15 protein-coding genes are annotated in these 21140 nt (G+C 66.9%); 7 read left to right on the forward strand and 8 right to left on the reverse strand.

Annotation, left to right across the window (positions count from 1 at the left end):
• Positions 1-46 precede the first annotated feature (46 nt).
• Positions 47-2623, forward strand: a complete 2577-nt coding sequence (locus LQK81_RS15835; RefSeq protein ID WP_230807329.1) for a ligase-associated DNA damage response DEXH box helicase — start codon at positions 47-49, stop codon at positions 2621-2623.
• A 13-nt stretch (positions 2624-2636) separates the two neighbouring features.
• Positions 2637-3362, forward strand: coding sequence for a ligase-associated DNA damage response endonuclease PdeM (gene pdeM / locus LQK81_RS15840; RefSeq protein WP_230807330.1), 726 nt, complete (start codon positions 2637-2639; stop codon positions 3360-3362).
• A 26-nt stretch (positions 3363-3388) separates the two neighbouring features.
• Here the strand turns inward: pdeM and LQK81_RS15845 are convergent, their stop codons facing one another.
• Positions 3389-3946, reverse strand: a complete 558-nt coding sequence (locus LQK81_RS15845) for a dihydrofolate reductase family protein (protein ID WP_230807331.1) — start codon at positions 3944-3946, stop codon at positions 3389-3391.
• A gap of 105 nt (positions 3947-4051) precedes the next feature.
• On the opposite strand from LQK81_RS15845, the gene LQK81_RS15850 reads away from it, so the two are divergent.
• Positions 4052-4618 carry a winged helix-turn-helix transcriptional regulator gene (locus tag LQK81_RS15850; protein WP_230807332.1) on the forward strand — a complete coding sequence of 189 codons (567 nt, stop codon included), beginning with the start codon at positions 4052-4054 and terminating at the stop codon, positions 4616-4618.
• Here the strand turns inward: LQK81_RS15850 and LQK81_RS15855 are convergent.
• From LQK81_RS15855 to LQK81_RS15865, 3 genes are all read right to left on the reverse strand, one after another.
• Entirely contained in the window at positions 4578-5375 is a 798-nt protein-coding gene (locus LQK81_RS15855) for a TIGR02186 family protein (RefSeq protein ID WP_230807333.1), read from the reverse strand. The two genes, LQK81_RS15850 and LQK81_RS15855, sit on opposite strands and share 41 nt — an antisense overlap.
• Complete coding sequence (locus LQK81_RS15860; protein ID WP_230807334.1) at positions 5372-6298, reverse strand: sulfite exporter TauE/SafE family protein; 927 nt, start codon at positions 6296-6298, stop codon at positions 5372-5374. Before LQK81_RS15860 ends, LQK81_RS15855 begins: the two co-directional genes overlap by 4 nt.
• A gap of 392 nt (positions 6299-6690) precedes the next feature.
• Complete coding sequence (locus LQK81_RS15865) at positions 6691-10485, reverse strand: peptidoglycan-binding protein (RefSeq protein ID WP_230807335.1); 3795 nt, start codon at positions 10483-10485, stop codon at positions 6691-6693.
• Between the two features lie 513 nt (positions 10486-10998).
• On the opposite strand from LQK81_RS15865, the gene LQK81_RS15870 reads away from it, so the two are divergent.
• From LQK81_RS15870 to LQK81_RS15880, 3 genes are all read left to right on the forward strand, one after another.
• A complete protein-coding gene (locus LQK81_RS15870) occupies positions 10999-12795 on the forward strand; it encodes an acyl-CoA dehydrogenase C-terminal domain-containing protein (RefSeq protein WP_230807336.1) in 1797 nt (598 codons plus the stop codon).
• Between the two features lie 214 nt (positions 12796-13009).
• Positions 13010-14218, forward strand: a complete 1209-nt coding sequence (locus LQK81_RS15875; protein WP_230807337.1) for an acetyl-CoA C-acetyltransferase — start codon at positions 13010-13012, stop codon at positions 14216-14218.
• A gap of 181 nt (positions 14219-14399) precedes the next feature.
• On the forward strand, positions 14400-16607 hold the full coding sequence (locus LQK81_RS15880) for a 3-hydroxyacyl-CoA dehydrogenase NAD-binding domain-containing protein (RefSeq protein WP_230807338.1): 2208 nt from the start codon (positions 14400-14402) through the stop codon (positions 16605-16607).
• Positions 16608-16627: 20 nt separating this feature from the next.
• Here LQK81_RS15880 and LQK81_RS15885 read toward each other — a convergent pair whose 3' ends face one another.
• From LQK81_RS15885 to LQK81_RS15895, 4 genes are all read right to left on the reverse strand, one after another.
• The gene (locus LQK81_RS15885; protein ID WP_230807339.1) at positions 16628-17122 is read right to left on the reverse strand and encodes a DUF6790 family protein; all 495 of its coding nucleotides are present in this window, start codon (positions 17120-17122) and stop codon (positions 16628-16630) included.
• 245 nt (positions 17123-17367) lie between these two features.
• On the reverse strand, positions 17368-17502 hold the full coding sequence (locus tag LQK81_RS26260) for a hypothetical protein (protein ID WP_263815411.1): 135 nt from the start codon (positions 17500-17502) through the stop codon (positions 17368-17370).
• 196 nt (positions 17503-17698) lie between these two features.
• Complete coding sequence (locus LQK81_RS15890; protein ID WP_230807340.1) at positions 17699-18757, reverse strand: Tim44 domain-containing protein; 1059 nt, start codon at positions 18755-18757, stop codon at positions 17699-17701.
• A 154-nt stretch (positions 18758-18911) separates the two neighbouring features.
• Positions 18912-19604, reverse strand: coding sequence for a winged helix-turn-helix transcriptional regulator (locus LQK81_RS15895; protein WP_230807341.1), 693 nt, complete (start codon positions 19602-19604; stop codon positions 18912-18914).
• Positions 19605-19747: 143 nt separating this feature from the next.
• On the opposite strand from LQK81_RS15895, the gene LQK81_RS15900 reads away from it, so the two are divergent.
• A complete protein-coding gene (locus LQK81_RS15900) occupies positions 19748-20920 on the forward strand; it encodes an acyl-CoA dehydrogenase family protein (RefSeq protein ID WP_230807342.1) in 1173 nt (390 codons plus the stop codon).
• Positions 20921-21140: the final 220 nt, after the last annotated feature.

The following is a 21140-nucleotide window of genomic DNA, read 5'->3' on the forward strand; positions in this document are numbered from 1 at the left end:
CCGAAATTCGATATCGTCGCTTCGTGATATGCGTTAGCTTCGCCCCGTGAGCGCGACCCATTCCACCGATCCCGAGTATGACGCCCTCCTGCCCCGCCCCTTTGCCGCGTGGTTTTCGGCGCGGGGATGGGCGCCGCGCGCGCATCAGTTGGAGCTGCTTGCGCGCTCGCGGTCGGGCGAGAGCCTGCTTCTGATCGCGCCGACTGGCGCCGGCAAGACATTGGCCGGCTTCCTGCCGTCGCTGACCGATCTTTTCGCCCGCGGGCGGATCCCGCCGGGATCGGGCTTCACCGGCATCCACACCCTCTACATCTCGCCCCTCAAGGCGCTGGCCGTCGACATCGAGCGCAACCTCACGACGCCGGTGGAAGAGATGGGCCTGCCGGTGACGATCGAGACGCGGACGGGCGATACGCCGCAATCGAAGCGCCAGCGGCAGCGGCTGAACCCGCCGGACATTCTGCTGACCACGCCGGAACAACTGGCACTGCTGATCGCCAACGGCGAGGCGGAGCGTTTCTTCAAGGACCTGAAGTTCGTCGTCTTCGACGAGTTGCACTCGCTCGTGACTTCCAAGCGCGGCCATTTGCTGTCGCTGGGGCTGGCGCGGCTGCGCCGGCTCGCGCCCGGCCTGCGCACCATCGGGCTTTCGGCGACCGTCGCAGAACCGATGGACCTGCGCCGCTGGCTGGTCGAGCAGGCGCCCGATGCCGGCCACCATGCCGGCCTGGTGCTCGGGCCCGAAGGGGCGCGGCCGATCATCACCATCCTGAAGAGCGTGGAGCGCATCCCCTGGTCCGGCCATTCGGCGCGCTACGCCATGCCGGAAGTCTACCAGGCGATCCGCGAGCACCGCACCGCCCTTCTCTTCGTCAACACCCGCAGCCAGGCGGAGATACTGTTCCAGGAACTCTGGAACATCAACGAGGAGACGCTGCCGATCGCGCTGCATCATGGCTCGCTCGACGTCGGCCAGCGCCGCAAGGTCGAGGCGGCGATGGCCGAGAACCGGTTGCGGGCGGTGGTCGCCACCTCGACGCTCGATCTCGGCATCGACTGGGGCGACGTCGACCTTGTCATCCATGTCGGCGCGCCGAAGGGGGCCTCGCGGCTCGCCCAGCGCATCGGCCGGGCCAACCACCGCATGGACGAGCCGAGCCGGGCGATCCTGGTGCCGGCCAACCGCTTCGAGGTGATGGAGTGCCAGGCAGCGCTCGACGCCAACTATATTGGCGCGCAGGATACGCCGCCGATGACCGAGGGCGCGCTCGACGTGCTCGCCCAGCACGTGCTCGGCATGGCCTGCGCGGCCCCCTTCGACGAGGATGCGCTGTTTGCCGAGGTTATCTCGGCAGCACCGTATGCGGCACTGCCGCGCGAGACGTTCGCCCGCGTCGTCGATTTCGTCGCCACCGGCGGCTATGCGCTGCGCACCTACGAGCGCTATGCGCGGATCCGCAGGACGAAGGACGGGCTGTGGCGCGTCTCCAACCCGCAGGTCGCGCAGCAGTACCGGATGAACCTCGGCACGATCGTGGAGATGCCGATGCTGAACCTGCGGCTCGTGCGGCGCAATGCGCGCGGCTCGCTCGGCCGGGGCGGCGCGAGCCTCGGCAAGGTCGAGGAATACTTCCTGGAGACGATGACACCCGGCGATACCTTTCTCTTTGCCGGCAAGGTGCTGCGCTTCGAGGCGATCCGCGAAAACGAATGCCTGGTCAGCCAGGCGTTCTCGATGGATCCGAAGGTGCCGGTCTATGCCGGCGGCAAGTTTCCGCTGTCGACCTATCTGGCCGAGCAGGTGCGGGCGATGCTGGCCGATCCGGAGCGCTGGCGGGCGCTGCCGCCGCAGGTTCGCGACTGGCTGGCGATCCAGGACGACGTCTCGATGCTGCCGCGGCGCGACGAACTGCTGATCGAGACCTTCCCGCGCGGCAGCCGCCACTACATGGTCGCCTACGCCTTCGAAGGGCGGCTGGCGCACCAGACGCTCGGCATGCTGCTGACGCGCCGGCTGGAGCGGGCGGGCCTGAAACCGCTCGGTTTCGTCGCCACGGACTATTCGCTGGCCGTCTGGGCGCTGGACGACCTGGGGGCGGCGTTCAGGGCCGGCCGGCCGTCACTTTCGGACCTCTTCGACGAAGACATGCTTGGCGACGACCTGGAGGCCTGGCTCGACGAAAGCTGGATGCTGAAGCGCACCTTCCGCAATTGCGCCGTGATCGCAGGGTTGATCGACCAGCGTCACCCGGGCCGGGAAAAGACCGGCCGACAGGTGACGGTCTCGGCCGACCTGATCTATGACGTGCTGCGCAGCCACGAGCCGGACCACATCCTCCTGCAGGCGACGCGACAAGATGCGGCATCAGGGCTTTTGGACATCGCCCGGCTCGGCGCTATGCTGAGCCGAATCAGGGGGCACATCACCCACCGGGCGCTCGACCGGATCTCGCCGCTCGCAGTCCCGGTCATGCTGGAGATCGGCAAGGAGCCGGTCACCGGCGAGGCGCACGACCAGGTCCTGGCCGAGGCGGCGGAGGACCTGATCGCCGAGGCCATGGGCGAGGCGGCGATGCGCGAGGCCGAAACAAGCCGGCACGAGATCGGCCGCCGACAGGAATGACAATGGAGTGCCGATGAACAGGCTCGCGCTTGCCGCGATGGAGATCGAGGATTTCGGCGCGCTGTCGGCCCGCACGGTCGTCGCCGGTGTCGAGGCCGTGTGCGATCCGTTCGGCGCGCTCTACCTGCCGGCGACGCGGCTCCTCGTCGTTTCCGACCTGCATCTTGAAAAGGGCGCGGCCTTCGCGCGCCGCGGCATGCTGCTACCGCCCTATGACACGCTGGCGACGCTGAAGATCCTCGAAGCCGTCATTGCGCGGCACGATCCGGCCATCGTCGTCAGCCTCGGCGACAACTTCCACGACCGCGTTGGCTCGGCGCACCTGCCGGAGACTTTCCGTGCCCGGATCGGGCAGATGGCGCGGGGGCGCGACTGGATCTGGATCAACGGCAACCACGACCCGGACGGCACTACCGGCCTGCCGGGCCAGTCGGCCGACGAACTCCACTATGCCGGTCTCGCCTTCCGCCACGAGCCCTCGGACAAGGAGGGCGCCCGCGAAATCGCCGGGCACCTGCACCCTTCCGCAACGGTGCGCCGGCGGGACAAGTCGGTGCGCCGGCCCTGCTTCGCCACGGACGGAAGACGGCTGCTGATGCCGGCCTTCGGCGTCACCACGGGCGGGCTCGACCTGCGCCACCGCGCGATGGCGGGACTGTTCGAACGCGAGACGCTGGTGGCGCACCTGCTCGGCCGCGACCGCGTCTATTCGGTGCGCTTCGCCAATCTGCTGGCCTGAAGCGCAGCATGCGGATCAGGCCGCGCTCAGGCCGCCTTGGGGGCGTAGCGCAGGATGATCGTGCCGTTCGAGAGCGGCCGCGCCTCGATCAGGTCGAAACGCTGCGGTGCGTCGCCGGGCTTGAAGAACGGCGTGCCCTTGCCGAGCCTGGTCGGCACCAGGCCGAGCATCATCTCGTCGACCAGGCTTTCTGCGAGCAGCGCGTCGGTCAGTTCGGCGCTTCCGAAGACGAAGATGTCCTTGTCCGGTCCCCGCTTGAGCCGACGCAGGTCGCCGGCGATATCGGCGGTCACCGTCGTGTTGTTCCAGTCCGAGCCTTCGAGCGTGCGCGAGGCGACCAGTTTCGGCAGCGCGTTCATGAAGCCCTTGACCTTGGTCTCGCCCTGCGCCGTGGTCCAGTAGGACTTCATGCCCTCGTAGGTCACGCGGCCGAAGACGAGCATCCGGGCACGATCGCCGAAATCCTCGCTCATCTTCTCCAGGTCCTCGCCCCACGCGTCGCCGTGAAACGCGAGGTCCCATTTTTCCGCCCCCTCGAAGAAGCCATCGAGGCTGACCAGATTCCAGACGATCACCTTGCTCATTCCATCCTCCATCCCATGGCAGCCGACAAACCAGTTGCAAATCGAAATTGGTTGAAGGCTACGCATACCGATGGCAAAGTGCAAGCAGATTCTCCGGAGACCGCAATGAAGGAAGACCACCGCTCGGGCTGCCCGATCAACCTGACGCTCGAGATCCTCGGCGATCGCTGGAGCCTGATCGTCATCCGCGACATGATGTTCGGCAACCGCCGCCATTTCCGCGAATTGCTGACCCAGTCCGAGGAAGGCATCGCCTCCAACATCCTGGCCGACAGGCTGAAGAAGCTGATGGAGCGGGGCCTCATCACCCGGAGCGACGATCCGAGCCACAAGCAGAAAGGGCTCTACAGCCTGACGGAGATGGCGATCGGGCTGGTGCCGCTGTTCGCCCATATGGGCGCCTGGGGACGGCGCCACCTGCCGGTGACGGAGGAGCTGAGCATCCGCGCCGAACTGCTCGAGGACGGCGGCCCGCCCCTGTGGGACGCCTTCATGGAGGAACTGCGCGCCATCCACCTCGGCACGCCGATGCCGGCCCGCTCCGTCTTCGGCGAGCTTCGCGCCGCCTACGAGGCCGTGGTCGCGCGCAAGCAGGCGACGCCGCCGGGACAGGCGGGCAGCGAGACCCGCGTCAGTCCTTCCGGAAAACCACGCTCGCGATCCAGCCGGTAAGGACGGCCAGGATGACGGACAGGATGCCGTAGGAGACCGGGTTGTTGAAGGCGGCGTTCGAGATCATCTGCTCGAGGCCGGTCTTGACCACCCGCAGCGGCATCGCCTTCTCGCTGATGAAGACGCCCTCGCGGAAGAGCTGGGCGCGCACGACATGGGTGCCGTTCGGAACGTTTGCCGGCAACCGCACGGTCGCCTTGAACAGGCTGGCGCTGATGAACTGCACACCGCCCGGATCGCGCTGGTAAAAGCCGCCGGTTTCCTTCAGCCGGCGGAAAGCATCGCGGAACTCGGAGACGTTGCTGCCGTCGCCGAAGAAGCCGACGGGATCGAGCCGGATGTGCTGCAGGCCGACGCCGATGCTGTTGAGAACCGCCGCCGGCGCGATGTCGTCGACGTCGCGCGTGCTCGAGAGCGAGTAGGATTCCGGAGCGAGTTCGAAGGTCATGGAGCGGCGGTTGACCCAGATGCCGAGCACGCGCTCCTTGCGCCGGACAGTCTGGTTGTCCTTCGGCCCTTCCAGCGCCACGACGATGTCGTACTTGGCCTGGGCCAACAGGCGCGGATCGTAGCCTTCGATGGCGCCGAAGATAGTCAGGTCGGCGCCGCGGAAATCGGATGCGATGGCGATCTCGTCGGTGGACATGCCGATCTCGAGTCGCTCGCCGATTTCGGGCCGCCGGTCTTCCTGGGCCAGCGCCGGTGCTGCGGTCGCCAGGACGAAGGCGATGAGGATCGTCTGCAGGAGGGTTCTCATCGCCGCACGCCCTCGCTGACGATGGAGTAGATCTCGTCCGGCGTCAGCACCAGGTCCACGGCAAGACGCATGCCGACCGCCAGCACGAGCAGCGCCAGCAGCGCACGCAACTGCTCGCCGCGCAGGCGCTGGCCGACACGAACGCCGTATTGCGCGCCGATGACGCCGGCCACCATGAGGATGAAGGCCAGCACGATATCGACGGAATTGTTGGTCGTCGCCTGCATGACGGTGGTGTAGGCGGTGACGAAGATGATCTGGAACAGCGAGGTTCCGACGACGACGTTGGTGGGGATGCGCAGCAGGTAGATCATCGCCGGCACCATGATGAAGCCGCCGCCGACACCCATGATCGAGGTCAGGACGCCGATGGAGAAGCCGAGCACGACGACCGGGATGACGCTGAGATAGATCTTGGACTTCTTGAACCGCATCTTCAGCGGCAGCCCGTGCACCCAGTTGTGGTGGCCGGGCTTGCGCAGGCTGACCGGCTGGTTGTTGGCCGCGCGCCGGAGCGCCTTGACGCTTTCGAACAGCATCAGCACGCCGACCACGCCGAGCAGGACCACATAGAGCAGCGAGATGACGAGATCGAGCTGGCCGACGCGGCGCAGCAACGCGAACAGCCATATGCCCGCCGTCGCGCCGAGGAGACCGCCGACCAGAAGGACCGTGCCCAGCTTGATGTCGAGCGAGCCGCGGCGGAAATGAGTGATGGCGCCGGAAATCGACGAGGCGACGACCTGGTTGGCACCGGTCGCGACCGCGACGATCGGGGGAATGTTGTAGAAGATCAGGAGCGGCGTGATCAGGAAGCCACCGCCGACGCCGAACATGCCCGACAGAAAGCCGACGGCCGCGCCCATCCCCAGGATGATGAAGATGTTCACCGAAATCTCGGCGATGGGCAGATAGACCGTCACAGCATTACCCCGATGGGCCGCAGGCCCGGAACGCGCGGCACCCCTGTCGCCGCCTTACAGCAATTTCGCGACCGGAGCTGGCCCGCCAGATCCGGTAGTTACAGGCTCGGCATACGGGTAAGCGCCAGGCAGGCGGAACGCATGCCCGGTTCGACAGTCCCTCAGCACGTCACCGGCGTCCGCCCGGGCCATCGCAGGACGACCCCGGGAAGCGCCGCGGTATCGGGCCGGACGAACCGGTCGGAGCCGGATTGCCGCGACCCGCCGCTCCCGTATCATTCTGAGCGGCTTGTGGTTTTTTCAAGGTGTGTCATGCCCTTATGCATGGCACCCGTCAACAGACGAACGGATCGGCGCTGGGCTTTATGCGGTGCGGCGGGGCGCACCGGGGATCATCCCTGCTGCTTGTTGCGCTTCAGCAACTCGTTGATCAGCTTGTCGTCGACCTTGCCGGTTTCAGACTGTCCGATGGACTTCTGGAAGGCCTTGATGGCGTCCACCGTCTTCGGGCCCATCGTGCCGTCCGGGCTGCCGGCATTGAAGCCGTTGTTGTTCAGGATCGCCTGGATGTTGCGGATCGCCTTCTTCATGTCGACGGAGGCGGTCTTCGTGCCCTTGCCGACCCATTCGTCCGGCAGGTCGGTCGAGTTCGCCTTGTCGTCCAGCGGCTGCTGCTTCCACAGATCGAGCCTGGCCTTGGCGTCGGCAAGCTGCTCCGGCTTCATGGCGTTGGCGACCTCATCGCGCTTCTCGGCGGCATCCCTGTCGCCGTCGCGGGCGGCGATCGCAAACCACTTGTAGGACTCCTCGAGGTCCTGCTTCACGCCGTTGCCGCGGGCATAGAGAATGGCGAGATTGAACTGGCTGTCGCGGACGCCGAGCTCGGCTGCCTTCTTGAACCATTCGGCAGCGGCCGCATAGTCCGGCGCCTTGCCGCCGCCGGTGGCGAGCAGGACCGCGAGATTGTGGCTGGCGCTGGCGTTGCCCTGCCGGGCGGCCTGCTCGTAGAGCGCGCGCGCCTTGTCGAGATCGCGCTCGACGCCCTGTCCCTTCTCGTAGAGGCTGCCGAGACGGTACTGCGCCGGCGCGAAGCCACGGTTGGCTGACAGCCGGTACCAGTTCGCCGCTTCCGCCATGTCGATCGCGACGCCGCGGCCTTCGGTGAAGCGCGCGCCGAGCTCGAACAGCGCCAGGCTGTCGCCCTCGCCGGCGGACTTCGCCAGCGACGCCGGCTCGATCGCGGTCGGAACGGTAATCGCTTCGGTGACGTCCTGGCGGGGATCGCCGGCGCCGATGACCGATTCCGTCGTGCCTTCATCGGTGACCGGAACGTCCTTGATGCCTTCCGTGGGCACGTTGGTCACGATCGGCTCGAAGCCACCAGTCTCGGCTGCGGCATCGGCCGGACGCGTCAACTGCTGCGCACCGGTGATCGCCAGCACGGGATCGCCCGTGTCCATGCCGGTGTCCTCGACGGTCGGTGTGGGGATATCGTCGGCGGGCGCGGTGACGCCGTCGGGCAAGGGCTCGTCGCCCTCGATCACCTCCACCTGGGCGCTTTCGATCGGAGCCGCAGCCGGGGCGCTTTCGACGGGCGCAGGGGCAACGGCCTCGTTGCCGCCGGCAGGAGGCGCCATGCTGGCCTGCTCGACGGGCGCGGTCGCAGGCACCTCATCTCCACGCACGAGCGTGTTGACGAGCGGATAGGACATGATCGCGAGCAGGATCGCGCCGACGGCCATCAGGATCGGCCGGCGATGGCGGCTGAAAGCCGAAGCGGCGGCGCCCGAACCGGTCGCCTTCTTTTCCGGTGCGAGACGGGAGATCGTATCGGATTCTTCCGCCGCCATGCGCGCCGCTCGGCGGGCGGCGGCGATGAAGTCGGCCTTGCCGGCATCGCTCGGCTTGCCGCGGCCTTCCGCGGCCTGGCTTGCCCGTACGCGCTCCAGGATCTTGCGCACGTCCGGCGCGCCCGAGCCCGGTTCGAGCAACTGGTTGGCCACCTCAGGCGCAATCTCGTCGCCCGGATCGAGCGACGGCGCCGGATCGATGTGCTGGCGCACGGCGGGAACGGCAGGCGCCTCCTTCCGGGCCGGCGCGAAGCGGCGCGCGAGACCCGAGATCAGTCCGCCCCTTGCCTTCTTCCCGGTGGTCGCGGCCGCCGCGGCTTCCGCCACGACAGGCCGGGAGCCCTCCTCGCCTTCGACCGGAGCCTCGTCGGCAAAATCCGAAGTCCCGGCGTCGGCCGTGATCGTGCGCTGTTCATGGCCCTCTGGCCCGGCGTCAAAGCCGTCGTCGACGAAGGGATATTCGTCGTCGTGGAAGGCCATCGCAGCCACACGAGGCGTCGCGGGCGACGGCTGTCGCTCCTCGGCTCGGTCGTCAGGCCGCGGCGCATCGAGCTGCTCCAGGCGGCCGGCGATCTGGACCAGCGTGTCGTGCAGGGCATCGAAGGTGCGCGCGGTACGCTCCTCGCTGGAGCGCATCATGTCTTCCAGCGTGCGGAGGTCTTCGGCCAGTGCCGAGATCGCGGCCATGTCGGAGGAGGACGCACCGCCCGTCTCGGCGTGCTGGTAGGCCTGCATCACCGCCTCGGCCGCCTGGCGGGCCGCCTCGATGATGTATTCGTCGTTTGTCGCCATGTAGTCTTCGATCGTCGCCATGCGGTTGTCGAAGTCGGCGGGAAGGGCTGCGGCCGACGTCGCCTGCGGCGCGCTGATCAGGGTCGACAGATGCGCGATCTGCGCCTCGAGGCTCTGCAGGGCGGCACTGTCGCCCACCGGTGCGGCACTGGTGCGGTCCAGCCGGTCGGCGATCGCCTGCAGCCGGCCCTCGATCGAGGAGAAGCGCTCGCCAGACAGCGGCGCGGCGGAGGGAACGTCGAGATCCTCGATGCGGCGGGCGAGCAGATCGAGGCGTTCGGCCAGAACGTCGTTGACCGCCCCCTGGTCGAGCGCGTCGATCTTGCGGGAAATGTCGGTGAGATAGCCGGCAAGATCGGCACCCGCCGCCGGAGCGCGCTGGCTCTGCTCGATCATGAAGGACAGTTGGTCGAGGCGCTCTTCCAGGCGGATGGCGGCCTTCTCGTTGGCCATCTCCTCGATGCGGTAGGCCAGTGCTTCCAGCCGCTGGCCGAGCCCCTGTTCGGGCGAAGGGCGGTGCGAGATCGTGTCGAGCTGGCCGGCAAGGTCGGCGATCCGGCCTTCCAGGCGCTGGAGCATGGCGGTGTCGGCGACGGATCCCGGGGCGCGTGCGCCTGCCGCAATCGCGCGGCTGATCTCGTCCAGGCGCAGGTCGAGGCCCTCGAACTGGCTGGCGTAGCGGCGATCGTCCGGCATGACGCTGCGACCGAGGGCTTCCACGGCCTGGCCCATCGCGTGCAGCTTGTCTTCCAGGTCGCGCAGCGCAGGCGTGGGGCTGACGGACTGGATCTGCGTCTTCAGTTCGTCGAGCCGATAGGCAAGGGCCAGCAGTTCGTCGTCGCGGCTCTGGTCGGCGGCGGCGAGCTTCTGCTCCACGCCGTTCCAGCGGGTTTCCATGCGGCGCACGGAATCCTCGCGGGCAAGGCCGTCGAGGACCGAGCGCAATTCGTCGAACTCGACGCGAAGACCGTCGGTGTCCGAGCGGTCCGACTGGTGGCCGAGCTGGCTGATGCCTTGCGCCAGCCGCTGCAGGTCGCCGCGGATGTCGTCGTCGTGGCCGCGAACCTCGGCGGCCTGGCGGATGGCCCGCATCTCGTCGCGCAGCACGTCCATCTCGCGGCCGAGACCTTCGGCGATGTCGCGCTTGAGATCCTGCCGCAGGCCGACAAGCGCCTGGGCGATCTCCCGGGCGGCGAATTCCGGCGCGGCATGCTCCGGCGCGCCGCGCGGGGCGGACGGATGCGCGGGGGCAGCAGTGTCGAAGGCGTGGGGGCGGCGCTCGCTGCGAGCTGCGGAGCGCTCGCGCACCGTCTCGATCGCGCGCTGGCGCTGCATGATCTCGCCGACAGGATCGTCGCGCAGGGCACCGGTGCGGGTGATATCGGGGTGCGGCGCCTCCGCTCGCCCGTGCGCGCCGTCGCGGCCGCGTTCACGGCTGCCCATCAGGCCTTCGATCCGGGCCTCGAGACCCTCGATCGTGCGGTTGAGTGCATCGAACGACGACCTGTCGCCAAAACGGGGAGGATTTGCTCGCGATCCGCTCATGTTCTTCGCCTCGCTTGGGAGCCCGTCGGCTCGCCGGGAGAACCCGCACCACGCCTGCCGTTCATGCGGCGCGACGCCCTGTTACTGCTTTGAACCGGCAAGACGCACGCCGGCATGTTCGATATCCACGTGCAGACCGGGGGCGCGCCGACGCGGCGCATCTCCTCCGGCCCTGACGAAACGAATGGCAGGCGAAAAGTGGAAAGATGAGACTATTTCGTGAACTGCCCTCAGGCGCCACAATTCATGGAACATGGTAAACAAGCCGTTAACCGACCGGAAATTTTTTAACGAATTGCTCATATAGCGGCGAAGCGGGTGCGAGACTGGCGTTCGCCGTCCCGCGGGGGAGTCTCAAGGCTCCGCTGTCACCCATCCGTGCAAGACTGGCCGGCGCGCTTGTGAAAATAACGCACGCGACACTTTTGACGTTTACGCAAACGTCAAAACTTCATAGTATCCATGCCAATGACTTGGACGGTCGTCCATCGAGAAGGCGAGGAACTCGAGACTATGCCCATCTACAAGGCCCCCGTGAACGAAACCCTGTTCGTGCTGAACGACGTGCTCGGACTGGAGCGCTACAACAACCTGCCGGGCTTTGCCGATGCGACGCAGGACATGGTCGAGGCAATCGCCGGCGAGGCGGCGAAACTGTCGGAGGAGGCGCTCTTTCCTGTCAATCTTTCCGGAGACCAGGAAGGCTGCAGGCGCGGCGAGGACGGCTCGGTCAGCGTGCCGAAGGGCTTCAAGCAGGCCTTCGACCTCTATCGCGCGGGCGGCTGGCTGGGGCTCGCCGTACCGGAGGAATTCGGCGGCCAGGGGCTTCCCTACGTGCTGCACACCGCTGTCGGCGAATACATGTCGTCGGCCAACATGTCGCTGATGATGTATCCGGGGCTCACCCAGGGCGCGATCGCGGCGATCCTGGTGCACGGCTCGGACGCGCAGAAGCGGGCCTATCTGCCGAAAATGGTGGCCGGCACCTGGACCGGCACGATGAACCTGACCGAACCGCATTGCGGCACCGACCTCGGCCTGCTGCGCACCAAGGCGGTGCCGCAGGCGGACGGCAGCTACAGGATTTCCGGCCAGAAGATCTTCATCTCCGCCGGCGAACACGACATGGCAGAGAACATCGTCCACCTGGTGCTTGCCCGGATCGAGGGCGCGCCGGAAGGCACCAAGGGCATCTCGCTCTTCATCGTGCCGAAGTTCCTGCCGGATGCGGACGGCGAGGCGGGCGCGCGAAACGGCGTTTCCTGCGGCGCGATCGAGCACAAGATGGGCATCCACGGCAACGCCACCTGCGTGATGAACTACGACGAGGCGACCGGCTTTCTCATCGGTGCGGAGAACAAGGGTCTCGCCGCCATGTTCGTGATGATGAACGAGGCGCGCCTCGGCGTCGGCCTGCAGGGGCTCGCCGTTGCCGAAGCCGCCTACCAGAACGCCGCCAACTATGCGCGCGAGCGCATCCAGGGACGGTCGCTTTCCGGGCCGAAGGCGCCCGAGCAGCGTGCCGACCCGATCATCGTCCATCCCGACATCCGCCGGGCGCTCCTGACCATCAGGGCCTGGAACGAGGGCGGGCGCGCCTTCCTGCTGTGGACGGCGCTGCAATCCGACATCGCCCACCGTGCAAGCGACGAGAAAGAGCGCCAGGCGGCGGACGACCTGCTCGGACTGGCAACGCCTATCCTGAAGGGCGTGCTCACCGACAAGGGCTTCGACCATGCGGTGATGGCGCAGCAGGTCTATGGCGGGCACGGCTATATCGAAGAGCACGGCATGAGCCAGTTCGTGCGCGACGCCCGCATCGCCATGATCTACGAAGGCGCGAACGGTATCCAGGCGCTCGACCTCGTCGGCCGCAAGCTCGGCATGAACGGCGGTCGCGCGGTGATGGCGCTGTTCAAGGAGATCGGCGATTTCTGCGAGGAAAACCGCGGCGACGAGAGCCTGTCCTTCTTCACCAAGCACCTCAAGAAGGGGCTGGGCGACCTGCAGGCATCGACCATGTGGTTCATGCAGCATGCGATGGCCAAGCCCGACAATGCCGGCGCCGGCTCGACCGACTACATGCACCTGTTCGGCCTTGTCGTGGTCGGCTACATGTGGGCGCGTATGGCCAAGACGGCCCAGGCCGGGCTTGCGGCAGGAGCCGGCGAGCGCGAGGAATTCCTGCGCAACAAGCTGATCACCGGCCGCTTCTTCATGGAGCGGATCATGCCGGAGACGGCGCTGCGCAAGGCACGGATCGAGAGCGGCGCCGAGACGATGATGGCGATGGCGGCGGATGCGTTCTGAGAGCCGTCCGCGCCTTGCACGTCGCACACACGCCCCCTCACCCCTACCCTCTCCCCGCAAACGGGCAGAGGGAGTACAGTCGCCGCGGCATCGCCCCTTCGCCCCGCAAGCGGGGAGAAGGTGCCGGCAGGCGGATGAGGGGCAGGCCGACGCGCCAAGAGATTGGCAGACAGATGATTGACGACGCTTCTGCGTCGCCCAGGGAGAGAAAAGCATGACCGACGTCTTCATCTACGATCACGTGCGCACCCCGCGCGGACGCGGCAAGAAGGACGGGGCGCTGCACGAGGTGCCCTCCGTCCGCCTCGCCGCAAAGGTGCTGGAAGCGATCCGCGACCGCAACGGGCTGGACACGGAGAAGGTCGACGACATCATCATGGGCTGCGTCGACCCGGTGATGGACGCTGGCGCCGTGATCCCCAAGGCGGCCGCCTTCGAGGCCGGTTATTCGACGAAGGCGCCGGGCATGCAGATCTCGCGCTTCTGCGCCTCCGGTCTCGATGCGGTGAACTTCGGCGCCGGCAAGATCGCGCAAGGGGCCGACGACATCGTGATCGCCGGCGGTGTGGAGAGCATGTCGCGGGTCGGCCTCGGCATGTCCGGTGGTGCCTGGTTCATGGATCCCTCGGTCAACTTCCCGGCCTATTTCATGCCGCAGGGGGTCTCGGCCGACCTGATCGCCACCAAATACGGCTTCACGCGCGACGACGTCGACGCCTATGCGGTGGAAAGCCAGAAGCGGGCGGCCCATGCCTGGGAGAAGGGCTATTTCAAGAACGCCGTGATCCCGGTGAAGGACATCAACGGGCTGACCATCCTCGACCGCGACGAGCACATGCGCCCCGGAACCGACATGCAGGCGCTGGCGCAGCTCAACCCTTCCTTCCAGATGCCCGGCGAGATGGGCGGCTTCGAGGCGGTCGCGATCCAGGCCCACCCCGAGATCGAGGCGATCAACTACGTCCACCATGCCGGCAATTCCTCCGGCATCGTCGACGGCTCCGGTGCCGTCCTGCTCGGTTCGAAGGAAGGCGGCGCGATCCTCGGCCGGAAGCCGCGCGCCCGCATCAGGGCCTTCGCCAATATCGGCTCCGATCCGGCGCTGATGCTGACGGGACCGGTCGACGTGACCGAGAAGCTCCTGAAGCGCACCGGCATGACGCTTGCCGATATCGACCTGTTCGAATTGAACGAGGCCTTCGCCGCCGTCGTCCTGCGCTACTGCCAAGCTTTCGAGATCGGCCACGACAGGATCAACGTCAACGGCGGCGCCATCGCCATGGGCCATCCGCTCGGCGCCACCGGCGCCATGATCCTCGGAACCGTGCTGGACGAACTGGAGCGCCGCGACCTCAACACCGCGCTGGTGACGCTCTGCATCGGCGCCGGCATGGGCACGGCGACGGTGATCGAGCGGGTTTGAGGCGGATCGCCCCTCATCCGGCTGCCGCCACCTTCTCCCCGCAAGCGGGGAGAAGGGACATGCCGCGAAAGTCTCCGGTCCCCTCGCCCCGTTTACGGGGAGAGGGTCGCCGAGCGAAGCGGAGGCGGGGTGAGGGGCTGCGAGGCCAACTGGACGAATTCAAGGGAAGAGGAATCCCGCAATGACCTACAAGAACTTCACCATCGACACCGACGCGGACGGCATTGCGCTCGCCACCTGGGACATGCCGGGCAAGTCGATGAACGTCATCACCGCCGAGGTGATGGACGAGCTTGACGCCATCATCGACGCAACCGTCGCGGATGCCGCCGTCAAGGGCGTGGTCTTCACGTCCGGCAAGTCGTCCTTCTCCGGCGGTGCAGACCTTTCGATGATCAAGTCGATGTTTGCCCTCCAGGCCGAGGAAAAGGCGAAGGACCCGGCGCAGGCGGTCGAGAAGCTGTTTGCCCTGACCGGGCGGATGAGCGGCCTCTACCGCAAGCTCGAGACCTGCGGCAAGCCCTGGGTGTCTGCGATCAACGGCACCTGCATGGGCGGTGCCTTCGAGCTGTCGCTCGCCTGCCACGGCCGTGTCGCCTCGAATGCGAAATCGCTGAAGATCGCGCTGCCCGAGGTCAAGGTCGGCATCTTCCCCGGCGCCGGCGGCACCCAGCGCGTGCCACGGCTCGCAAACGCGCAGGACGCCTTGCAGATGATGACACTCGGCTCGTCCCTGACCGGCGCACGCGCCAAGGCGATGAACCTCGTGCACCAGGTAGTCGCCCCCGAGGACCTGATCCCGGCCGCAAAGCAGATGATCAAGGACGGGCTGAAGCCGATCGCCCCCTGGGACGAGAAGGGCTTCAAGGTGCCGGGCGGCGGCATCTGGACGCCGGCCTCCGCCCAACTCTGGCCGGCAGCGCCTGCGATCCTGCGGCGCGAGACCGCCGGCAACTATCCCGGCGCGCTCGCGATCCTCAAATGCGTCTACGAGGGGCTGCAGGTGCCGTTCGATACGGCGCTGAAGATCGAGCAGCGCTACTTCACCCATATCCTGCAGACCACCGAGGCCTTCTCGATGATCCGCTCGCTGTTCATCTCCATGCAGGAGCTGGGCAAGGGCGCACGCCGCCCGGCGGGCGTAGTGAAGACCGAGTTCAGGAAGGTCGGCATCGTCGGCGCCGGTTTCATGGGCGCCTCGATCGGCTACGTCACCGCAGCCGCCGGCATCCCGGTGGTGCTGATCGACCGCGACCAGGAGGCGGCCGACAAAGGCAAGTCCGTCTGCGAGGGCCTGACGTCCGGCAGCGTCGCCAAGGGCCGGATGAGCAAGGAGGAAGGCGAGAAGCTGCTGTCGCTGATCACGCCGACTGCGGACTACGCAGCGCTCTCCGACGCCGACCTCGTCATCGAGGCCGTGTTCGAGGACCGCGACGTGAAGAAGGCCGTCGCCGAAAAGATCGAGGCGGTGCTGCCGGAAGGGGCAATCTTCGCCTCCAACACCTCCACCCTGCCGATCACCGGGCTTGCGAAGAACACGACGCGCCCGGACCAGTTCATCGGCATCCACTTCTTCTCGCCGGTCGAGAAGATGATGCTGACGGAAGTGATCCTCGGCAAGGAGACGGGCGACAAGGCGCTGGCCGTGGCATTGGACTACGTCGCCGCGATCAGGAAGACGCCGATCGTCGTCAACGACACCCGCGGCTTCTACGTCAACCGCTGCGTCTTCCGCTATATCGGCGAGGCCTACGACATGCTGATCGAGGGCGTGCCGGCGGCGATGATCGAGAATGCAGCGAAAATGGCCGGCATGCCCGTAGGGCCGCTGTCGCTCAACGACGAGGTCGCTGTCGATCTCTCCTACAAGATCTTCAAGGCGGCGATCGCGGATATCGGCCCGCAGGCCGTCGACCCGCGCCACATGGAACTGGTCACCCAGCTTGTCGAAGCCGGCCGCCTCGGCCGGAAGGCGGGCAAGGGCTTCTACGACTATCCGCCGAAGCCGCAGAAGAAGCGGCTGTGGCCCGGCCTGAGGGATCTCTATCCGCAGCAGAAGCCCGATGATGTCGACGTGAAGGTGCTGAAGGAGCGTCTTCTGGTGACGATCGCGCTGGAGGCCGCGCGCACGGTCGAGGAAGGCATCGTCACCGATCCGCGCGAGGCCGATGTCGGCTCGATCCTCGGCTTCGGCTTCGCCCCCTATACCGGCGGCACGCTGTCCTACATCGACGGCATGGGGGTTTCGACCTTCGTGGCGCTCTGCGAGAAGCTCGCCTCGAAATACGGCGACCACTTCAAGCCGACGCCGCTCCTGCTCGACATGGCGGCGAAGGGCGAGACCTTCTACGGCCGCTTCGACCCGTATGCGAAGAGGGAGGCGGCGTAAGCCGTCTCCACGCATATCTCTCAGCGCACCTTCAGTTCCGTCTCTTCCCGGTAAGCCTTCCAGAGCAGCCAGGCGAGCAGCGGAACCTTGACGATCGTCAACAGCAGCAGCAGGCCGAAATTGTCCGGCGAGAAGTTCGCGTTGACGACGGCCTCGCGAATGTGGCCGATGGCCACGCCGATATTGAACAGCACGAGATAGAGGACGACTGCGGCCTTGAACGAAAGGTTTCGCCAGAACGACAGGACGGCGACAACGCCGATAGAGAGATCGGCGACACCGATCTCGAACTGGAACGGGCTCACCTGCCAGCCGATCTGGGCTGCGGCCACCTGCGGCAGGAAGACGTGGAAGAAGCCGCCCCAGATCATTTCCGCGCCGACCGAGAGCAACAGGAGCCAGGACAGATAGCGCCGGGCAGGCGGTCCGTCACGCCGGAGCGTGGCAATCGCGAGCGCCGCCACGAACAGGATCGTCGGCATGTTGGTCAGGATCAGCCGTATTGCATCTGCCATGCCACCACCTGTGGATGTTTCGACGGGAGATTCCCGGAAAGGTGACAGAGAGCGCGCCGCTTGCCAAGCCGGCACGGCCGGCAAAGTTCATCCCTCCGCTTTCGGGCGAAGCTGCATTCGGGCGGGATCGGCGGGAGGAAAGGCGGGAGGCGCTGGCGGTCAGGTGACGAAGGGAGGCGCGAAGGGCTGCTCCGTCGAGAGGCGGCCGCCGTGCGTGACGCCCGGCAGCCATTCGGAAAAAAGGATCAGTTGATCGGGATGCGAACGCCGCCGCCGGTATCGGCGGGAAGAGCGTAGGTGGTGTTGTTGGCGGCACTCGTCGTGCAGCCCGCCAGCGTCATGCACACGATCGCAGCGGCGAAGATGGATTTGAACGGCATCAATTTCTCCGAATGAAGATCAACAATCAGGAAGCGCGCCTCTCTTGAGACGCGCCACCGGCGACAACCCCGCCGGCACGCAGAAGAGGCCAGTTCGCCGTATAAGGCAAGGGCCGGGTGCGTGCGAAGTCTCCTTGTCCGGAGTTCCTTGTCCGGATTACCGGCCACGATCCGTGGCCGGCCGCGCAATCGGCGGTCAGGCCGCCTCGACGCCCTGGATGGCCGAGACCTGCCAGGGGCCACGGGGCTTGCGCTGGAAGGTCCAGACCTCGACGGCCTCGCTCACCTGGTCCGGATCGCCGCTGACGACCTGACCGGTGGCGCGGTCGCGCATGACGTCGATGCTCTCGTAGCGCATCGCGACGGTCGCGTATTCGGTACCGTCGTCCTCGCGCCAGGCTTCGGCCACGTCGCCCTGAACCAGATGGACGTCGCGAACCTCGTTCCTGACGCCGCTCGTGGCGTTCTCGCTCAGTTCCTCGGCAAGCCAGGACATCGCTTCGGGCGTGGTGAGGCTGCGAAGGGTGGCATAGTCTTCCGCGCCATAGGCAGCCTGGACGTCCTTCAGCATCGTCTCGAACTGGTCGAGATCCTGCGGCCCGACACCGATCTCGTCGGCCGACTGGGCGGCGGAACCACCCGCGCCGGGGCCACGCCCCAGGCCGCCCGCAAGACCGCCACCGAGGCCGCCGGCAAGGCCACCGAGGCCGCCTCGCGCACCGCCGCCGATGCTGGGGATCTTGAAGGACGGCGCGCCGGTCTCGGACTGGCGATTGGCCATGTTGCCGGCACCGCCGCCATAGGCGGGCTGGGGGGAGCGGCGGAAGAAGCGCATGGCAAGCGTGATCGCACCGAAGATCAGGGCCGCCTGGAAGAGCAGGCCGAGGAAGCCCATTGCTCCGCCGATGCCGTTGCCCATCAGCATGCCGACCAGGCCGCCCAGAGCCAGGCCGCCGAGAAGCGCGCCGCCGAAGCCGCCGAACAATCCGCCGGGGCGCTGACCGAACGGCCGGTTGGCCTGCTGGCCCGCCTGCGGCTGCGTCGTCTGCTGGCCGGCCGGGCGCTGCGTCATGGACCGGTCGATCGGCGCCGACTGCGTGGGCGCCGTGCGCGTCACCGGCGGCGGCGCGAACGTGCGGGTGCCGCGGCTGCCGAATCCGCCACCGGCCCGGCGGGCCTCAGCGACATCGACCGCGGTAACCATGACCATCAGGGCGACGCCCATCATCGCGAAAATTCGTCCAAAACGCTGCATTTCAACTCTTCCCGTCATCTCTTCCCGCGCCAGAAAGGCGCACATGGCGTTGCATATAGCGTTACAGGAAACCGAGTTTAAGGTGCGGTCACATTTTTGTGGCCGCAAATGTGCCTTGGCTCCCTTGCGGCAGCACGGCCTTGCACCGCCGGCTTCAGGCCACGTTGCGCGACGCTCCGGCAAACTTGCTGAGCCCCAGCCATTGCTGCATGGCGTTGGCAATCTCCGGATCGCCGTCGAGTTCGAGATTGCCGGCATCGACCTCCCGGCCGATCATCGACAGACCCATCCAGATTGCCGTCATGCTGCGCAGCGAGCTCGTCACCAGAAGGTCGATCTCGAAGCCGGGATCGAAGCCGCACAGGTCGACCGCCCCGCCGTCGACAACCAGCCACCAGTTCTGCCGGCTTTCCGGCAGCTCCGGGTAGAGGAACTGGATGGTGCAGCGGCGCCTCGGCAGCGGCTGCGGGTTCAGATTGCGCCGCATGTCCCACATGAGCAGCATGGGATCGAGCTTCTTCAGCGAGAGCTGCGATTCCACCCAGCGTTGCCCCCATAGGCCGAGCCCCATGACGATCGGCTCAAGGTCCCTGCCGGCCGGCGAGAGGCGATACTCGATCACGCCCCGCTCGCCCGGCCCGGCGAGGACGACGCCGGCGCGCTCCAGTTCCTTCAGCCGCTTGGACAGAAGCGCCGGCGACATGCGCGGCACGCCCCGGCGCAGGTCGTTGAAGCGGGTCGTCCCGCAGAGCAGCTCGCGCAGGACCAGCACCGTCCAGCGGGTGCAGAGGATTTCGGCGGCCATCGATACGGGACAGAACTGGCCGTAACTTCCATGCTCATTCATGATCGTCATCCGGCAGCGGCGTTCAGGCCGCATCATAGTGCAAACGCGGGAGAGCGACCACGGGGTCGTGGTAGTACAGATCCTGAACTGGACGGAATTGCGCTTTGGTAGGACCCTGTCTCCATTCTTTCGAGGAGGGCCTCATGAGTACTGCATTGAACGCATCGTCGAACGAGGGCAAGGATCGACCCGCCACGCCGGTCGATCCGGTGGAAATCGCCCGGTCGATTTCACCAATCCTGGCCGAGCGCGCCGCACGCTTCGACGAGGAGGACAGTTTTGTCGCGGAGAACTACGAGCTCCTGAAGCAATCGGGCCTGGTGGAGGCGGGCGTTCCGGGACCGCTCGGCGGCGGGGACGCGGACGTGCGCACGCTGGCCGAGATGCTGCGGGTCATGGCGCATGCCTGCTCGTCGACCGCACTCGCCTTTTCGATGCACACCCACCAGGTGGCAATCCCGGCCTGGCGCTGGCGCCACCAGCAGGTGACCGCCGTGGAGCCGCTGCTGAAGCGCGTGGCGGCCGAGCGGCTGATCCTGCTCTCCAGCGGCGGCTCGGACTGGATCGGCGGCTCCGGCAAGGCTTCGAAAGTGGAGGGAGGCTACCGGATCAACGCGCGCAAGAGCTTCACCTCCGGGGCCGGGGCCGGCGACCTGCTGATGACCGGGGCGGTTCTCGCAACCGGCGAGGGTCCGGATGCGGTCATCCATTTCGCCGTGCCGATGAAGGCGCCGGAAGTCAGCATCGTCGAGACCTGGCGCGCGCTCGGCATGCGCGGCACCGGATCCAACGACGTTGTCATCGACGACCTCTTCATACCCGACGCCGGCGTCTCCTTCAGCCGCCGCGCCGGGGAATGGCACCCGGTGTTCCTGGTCATCGCCACCACGGCCATGCCGCTGATCTATGCGGTCTATCTCGGCGTTGCCGAAAGCGCCCGCGACATCGCGCTCGACCTTGCCCGCCGCAAGCATGCGGGACCGGGGCTGCTCGACATCGCCGGGCGGATGGAGACGTCGCTGCGAGCGGCCCAACTTGCGCACCGGTGGATGATCGAGACCGTCGAGCGCAACGCCCCGTCGGAGGAGACGGTCGACGAGGTGATGATCGGACGCTCGCTCGTTGCGCGGCATGCGATCGAGACCGTCGAGCTGGCGATGGAGCTCTCCGGCGGCAGCGGCTTCTACCGCGCGGCCGGCCTGGAGCGGCGCTTCCGCGACATACAGGGCGCCCGATTCCACCCGCTGCAGCCCGGGCCGCAGGCGCAGTATGCGGGCGCGATGGCACTGGGACTGCCGGTCGCGACGATCTTCTGACAGGGGCGACCTCTCCCGGATGGCCGGAGGAGGTCGCCCATCGCAGCGCATAGGGGGTAACCGGCTCAGCCTCCTGTGGGAGTTGCCATCGTCAGTGGCCGACTGTAGGATGCCGCTTCCACACCCGTTCCGGTGTGGATCCAGACTGGGAAGCGGCGCTCACCGCGTTCGCTCTATGTATTTCAGTGGTCTCACGGCCAGCTCTCGCGGCCAGCATACG

The sequence above is a fragment of the Rhizobium sp. GN54 genome, from assembly GCF_021026345.1.
GTDB lineage: Bacteria > Pseudomonadota > Alphaproteobacteria > Rhizobiales > Rhizobiaceae > Mycoplana.

What these genes read in the sequence shown, in the direction of transcription:
- pdeM (WP_230807330.1), top strand. Translation starts at nt 2,637, where the DNA reads ATGAACAGGCTCGCGCTTGCCGCGATGGAGATCGAGGATTTCGGCGCG.
- LQK81_RS15845 (WP_230807331.1), bottom strand. Translation starts at nt 3,946, where the DNA reads ATGAGCAAGGTGATCGTCTGGAATCTGGTCAGCCTCGATGGCTTCTTC.
- LQK81_RS15850 (WP_230807332.1), top strand. Translation starts at nt 4,052, where the DNA reads ATGAAGGAAGACCACCGCTCGGGCTGCCCGATCAACCTGACGCTCGAG.
- LQK81_RS15855 (WP_230807333.1), bottom strand. Translation starts at nt 5,375, where the DNA reads ATGAGAACCCTCCTGCAGACGATCCTCATCGCCTTCGTCCTGGCGACC.
- LQK81_RS15865 (WP_230807335.1), bottom strand. Translation starts at nt 10,485, where the DNA reads ATGAGCGGATCGCGAGCAAATCCTCCCCGTTTTGGCGACAGGTCGTCG.
- LQK81_RS15870 (WP_230807336.1), top strand. Translation starts at nt 10,999, where the DNA reads ATGCCCATCTACAAGGCCCCCGTGAACGAAACCCTGTTCGTGCTGAAC.
- LQK81_RS15875 (WP_230807337.1), top strand. Translation starts at nt 13,010, where the DNA reads ATGACCGACGTCTTCATCTACGATCACGTGCGCACCCCGCGCGGACGC.
- LQK81_RS15880 (WP_230807338.1), top strand. Translation starts at nt 14,400, where the DNA reads ATGACCTACAAGAACTTCACCATCGACACCGACGCGGACGGCATTGCG.
- LQK81_RS15885 (WP_230807339.1), bottom strand. Translation starts at nt 17,122, where the DNA reads ATGGCAGATGCAATACGGCTGATCCTGACCAACATGCCGACGATCCTG.
- LQK81_RS26260 (WP_263815411.1), bottom strand. Translation starts at nt 17,502, where the DNA reads ATGCCGTTCAAATCCATCTTCGCCGCTGCGATCGTGTGCATGACGCTG.
- LQK81_RS15890 (WP_230807340.1), bottom strand. Translation starts at nt 18,757, where the DNA reads ATGCAGCGTTTTGGACGAATTTTCGCGATGATGGGCGTCGCCCTGATG.
- LQK81_RS15895 (WP_230807341.1), bottom strand. Translation starts at nt 19,604, where the DNA reads ATGAATGAGCATGGAAGTTACGGCCAGTTCTGTCCCGTATCGATGGCC.
- LQK81_RS15900 (WP_230807342.1), top strand. Translation starts at nt 19,748, where the DNA reads ATGAGTACTGCATTGAACGCATCGTCGAACGAGGGCAAGGATCGACCC.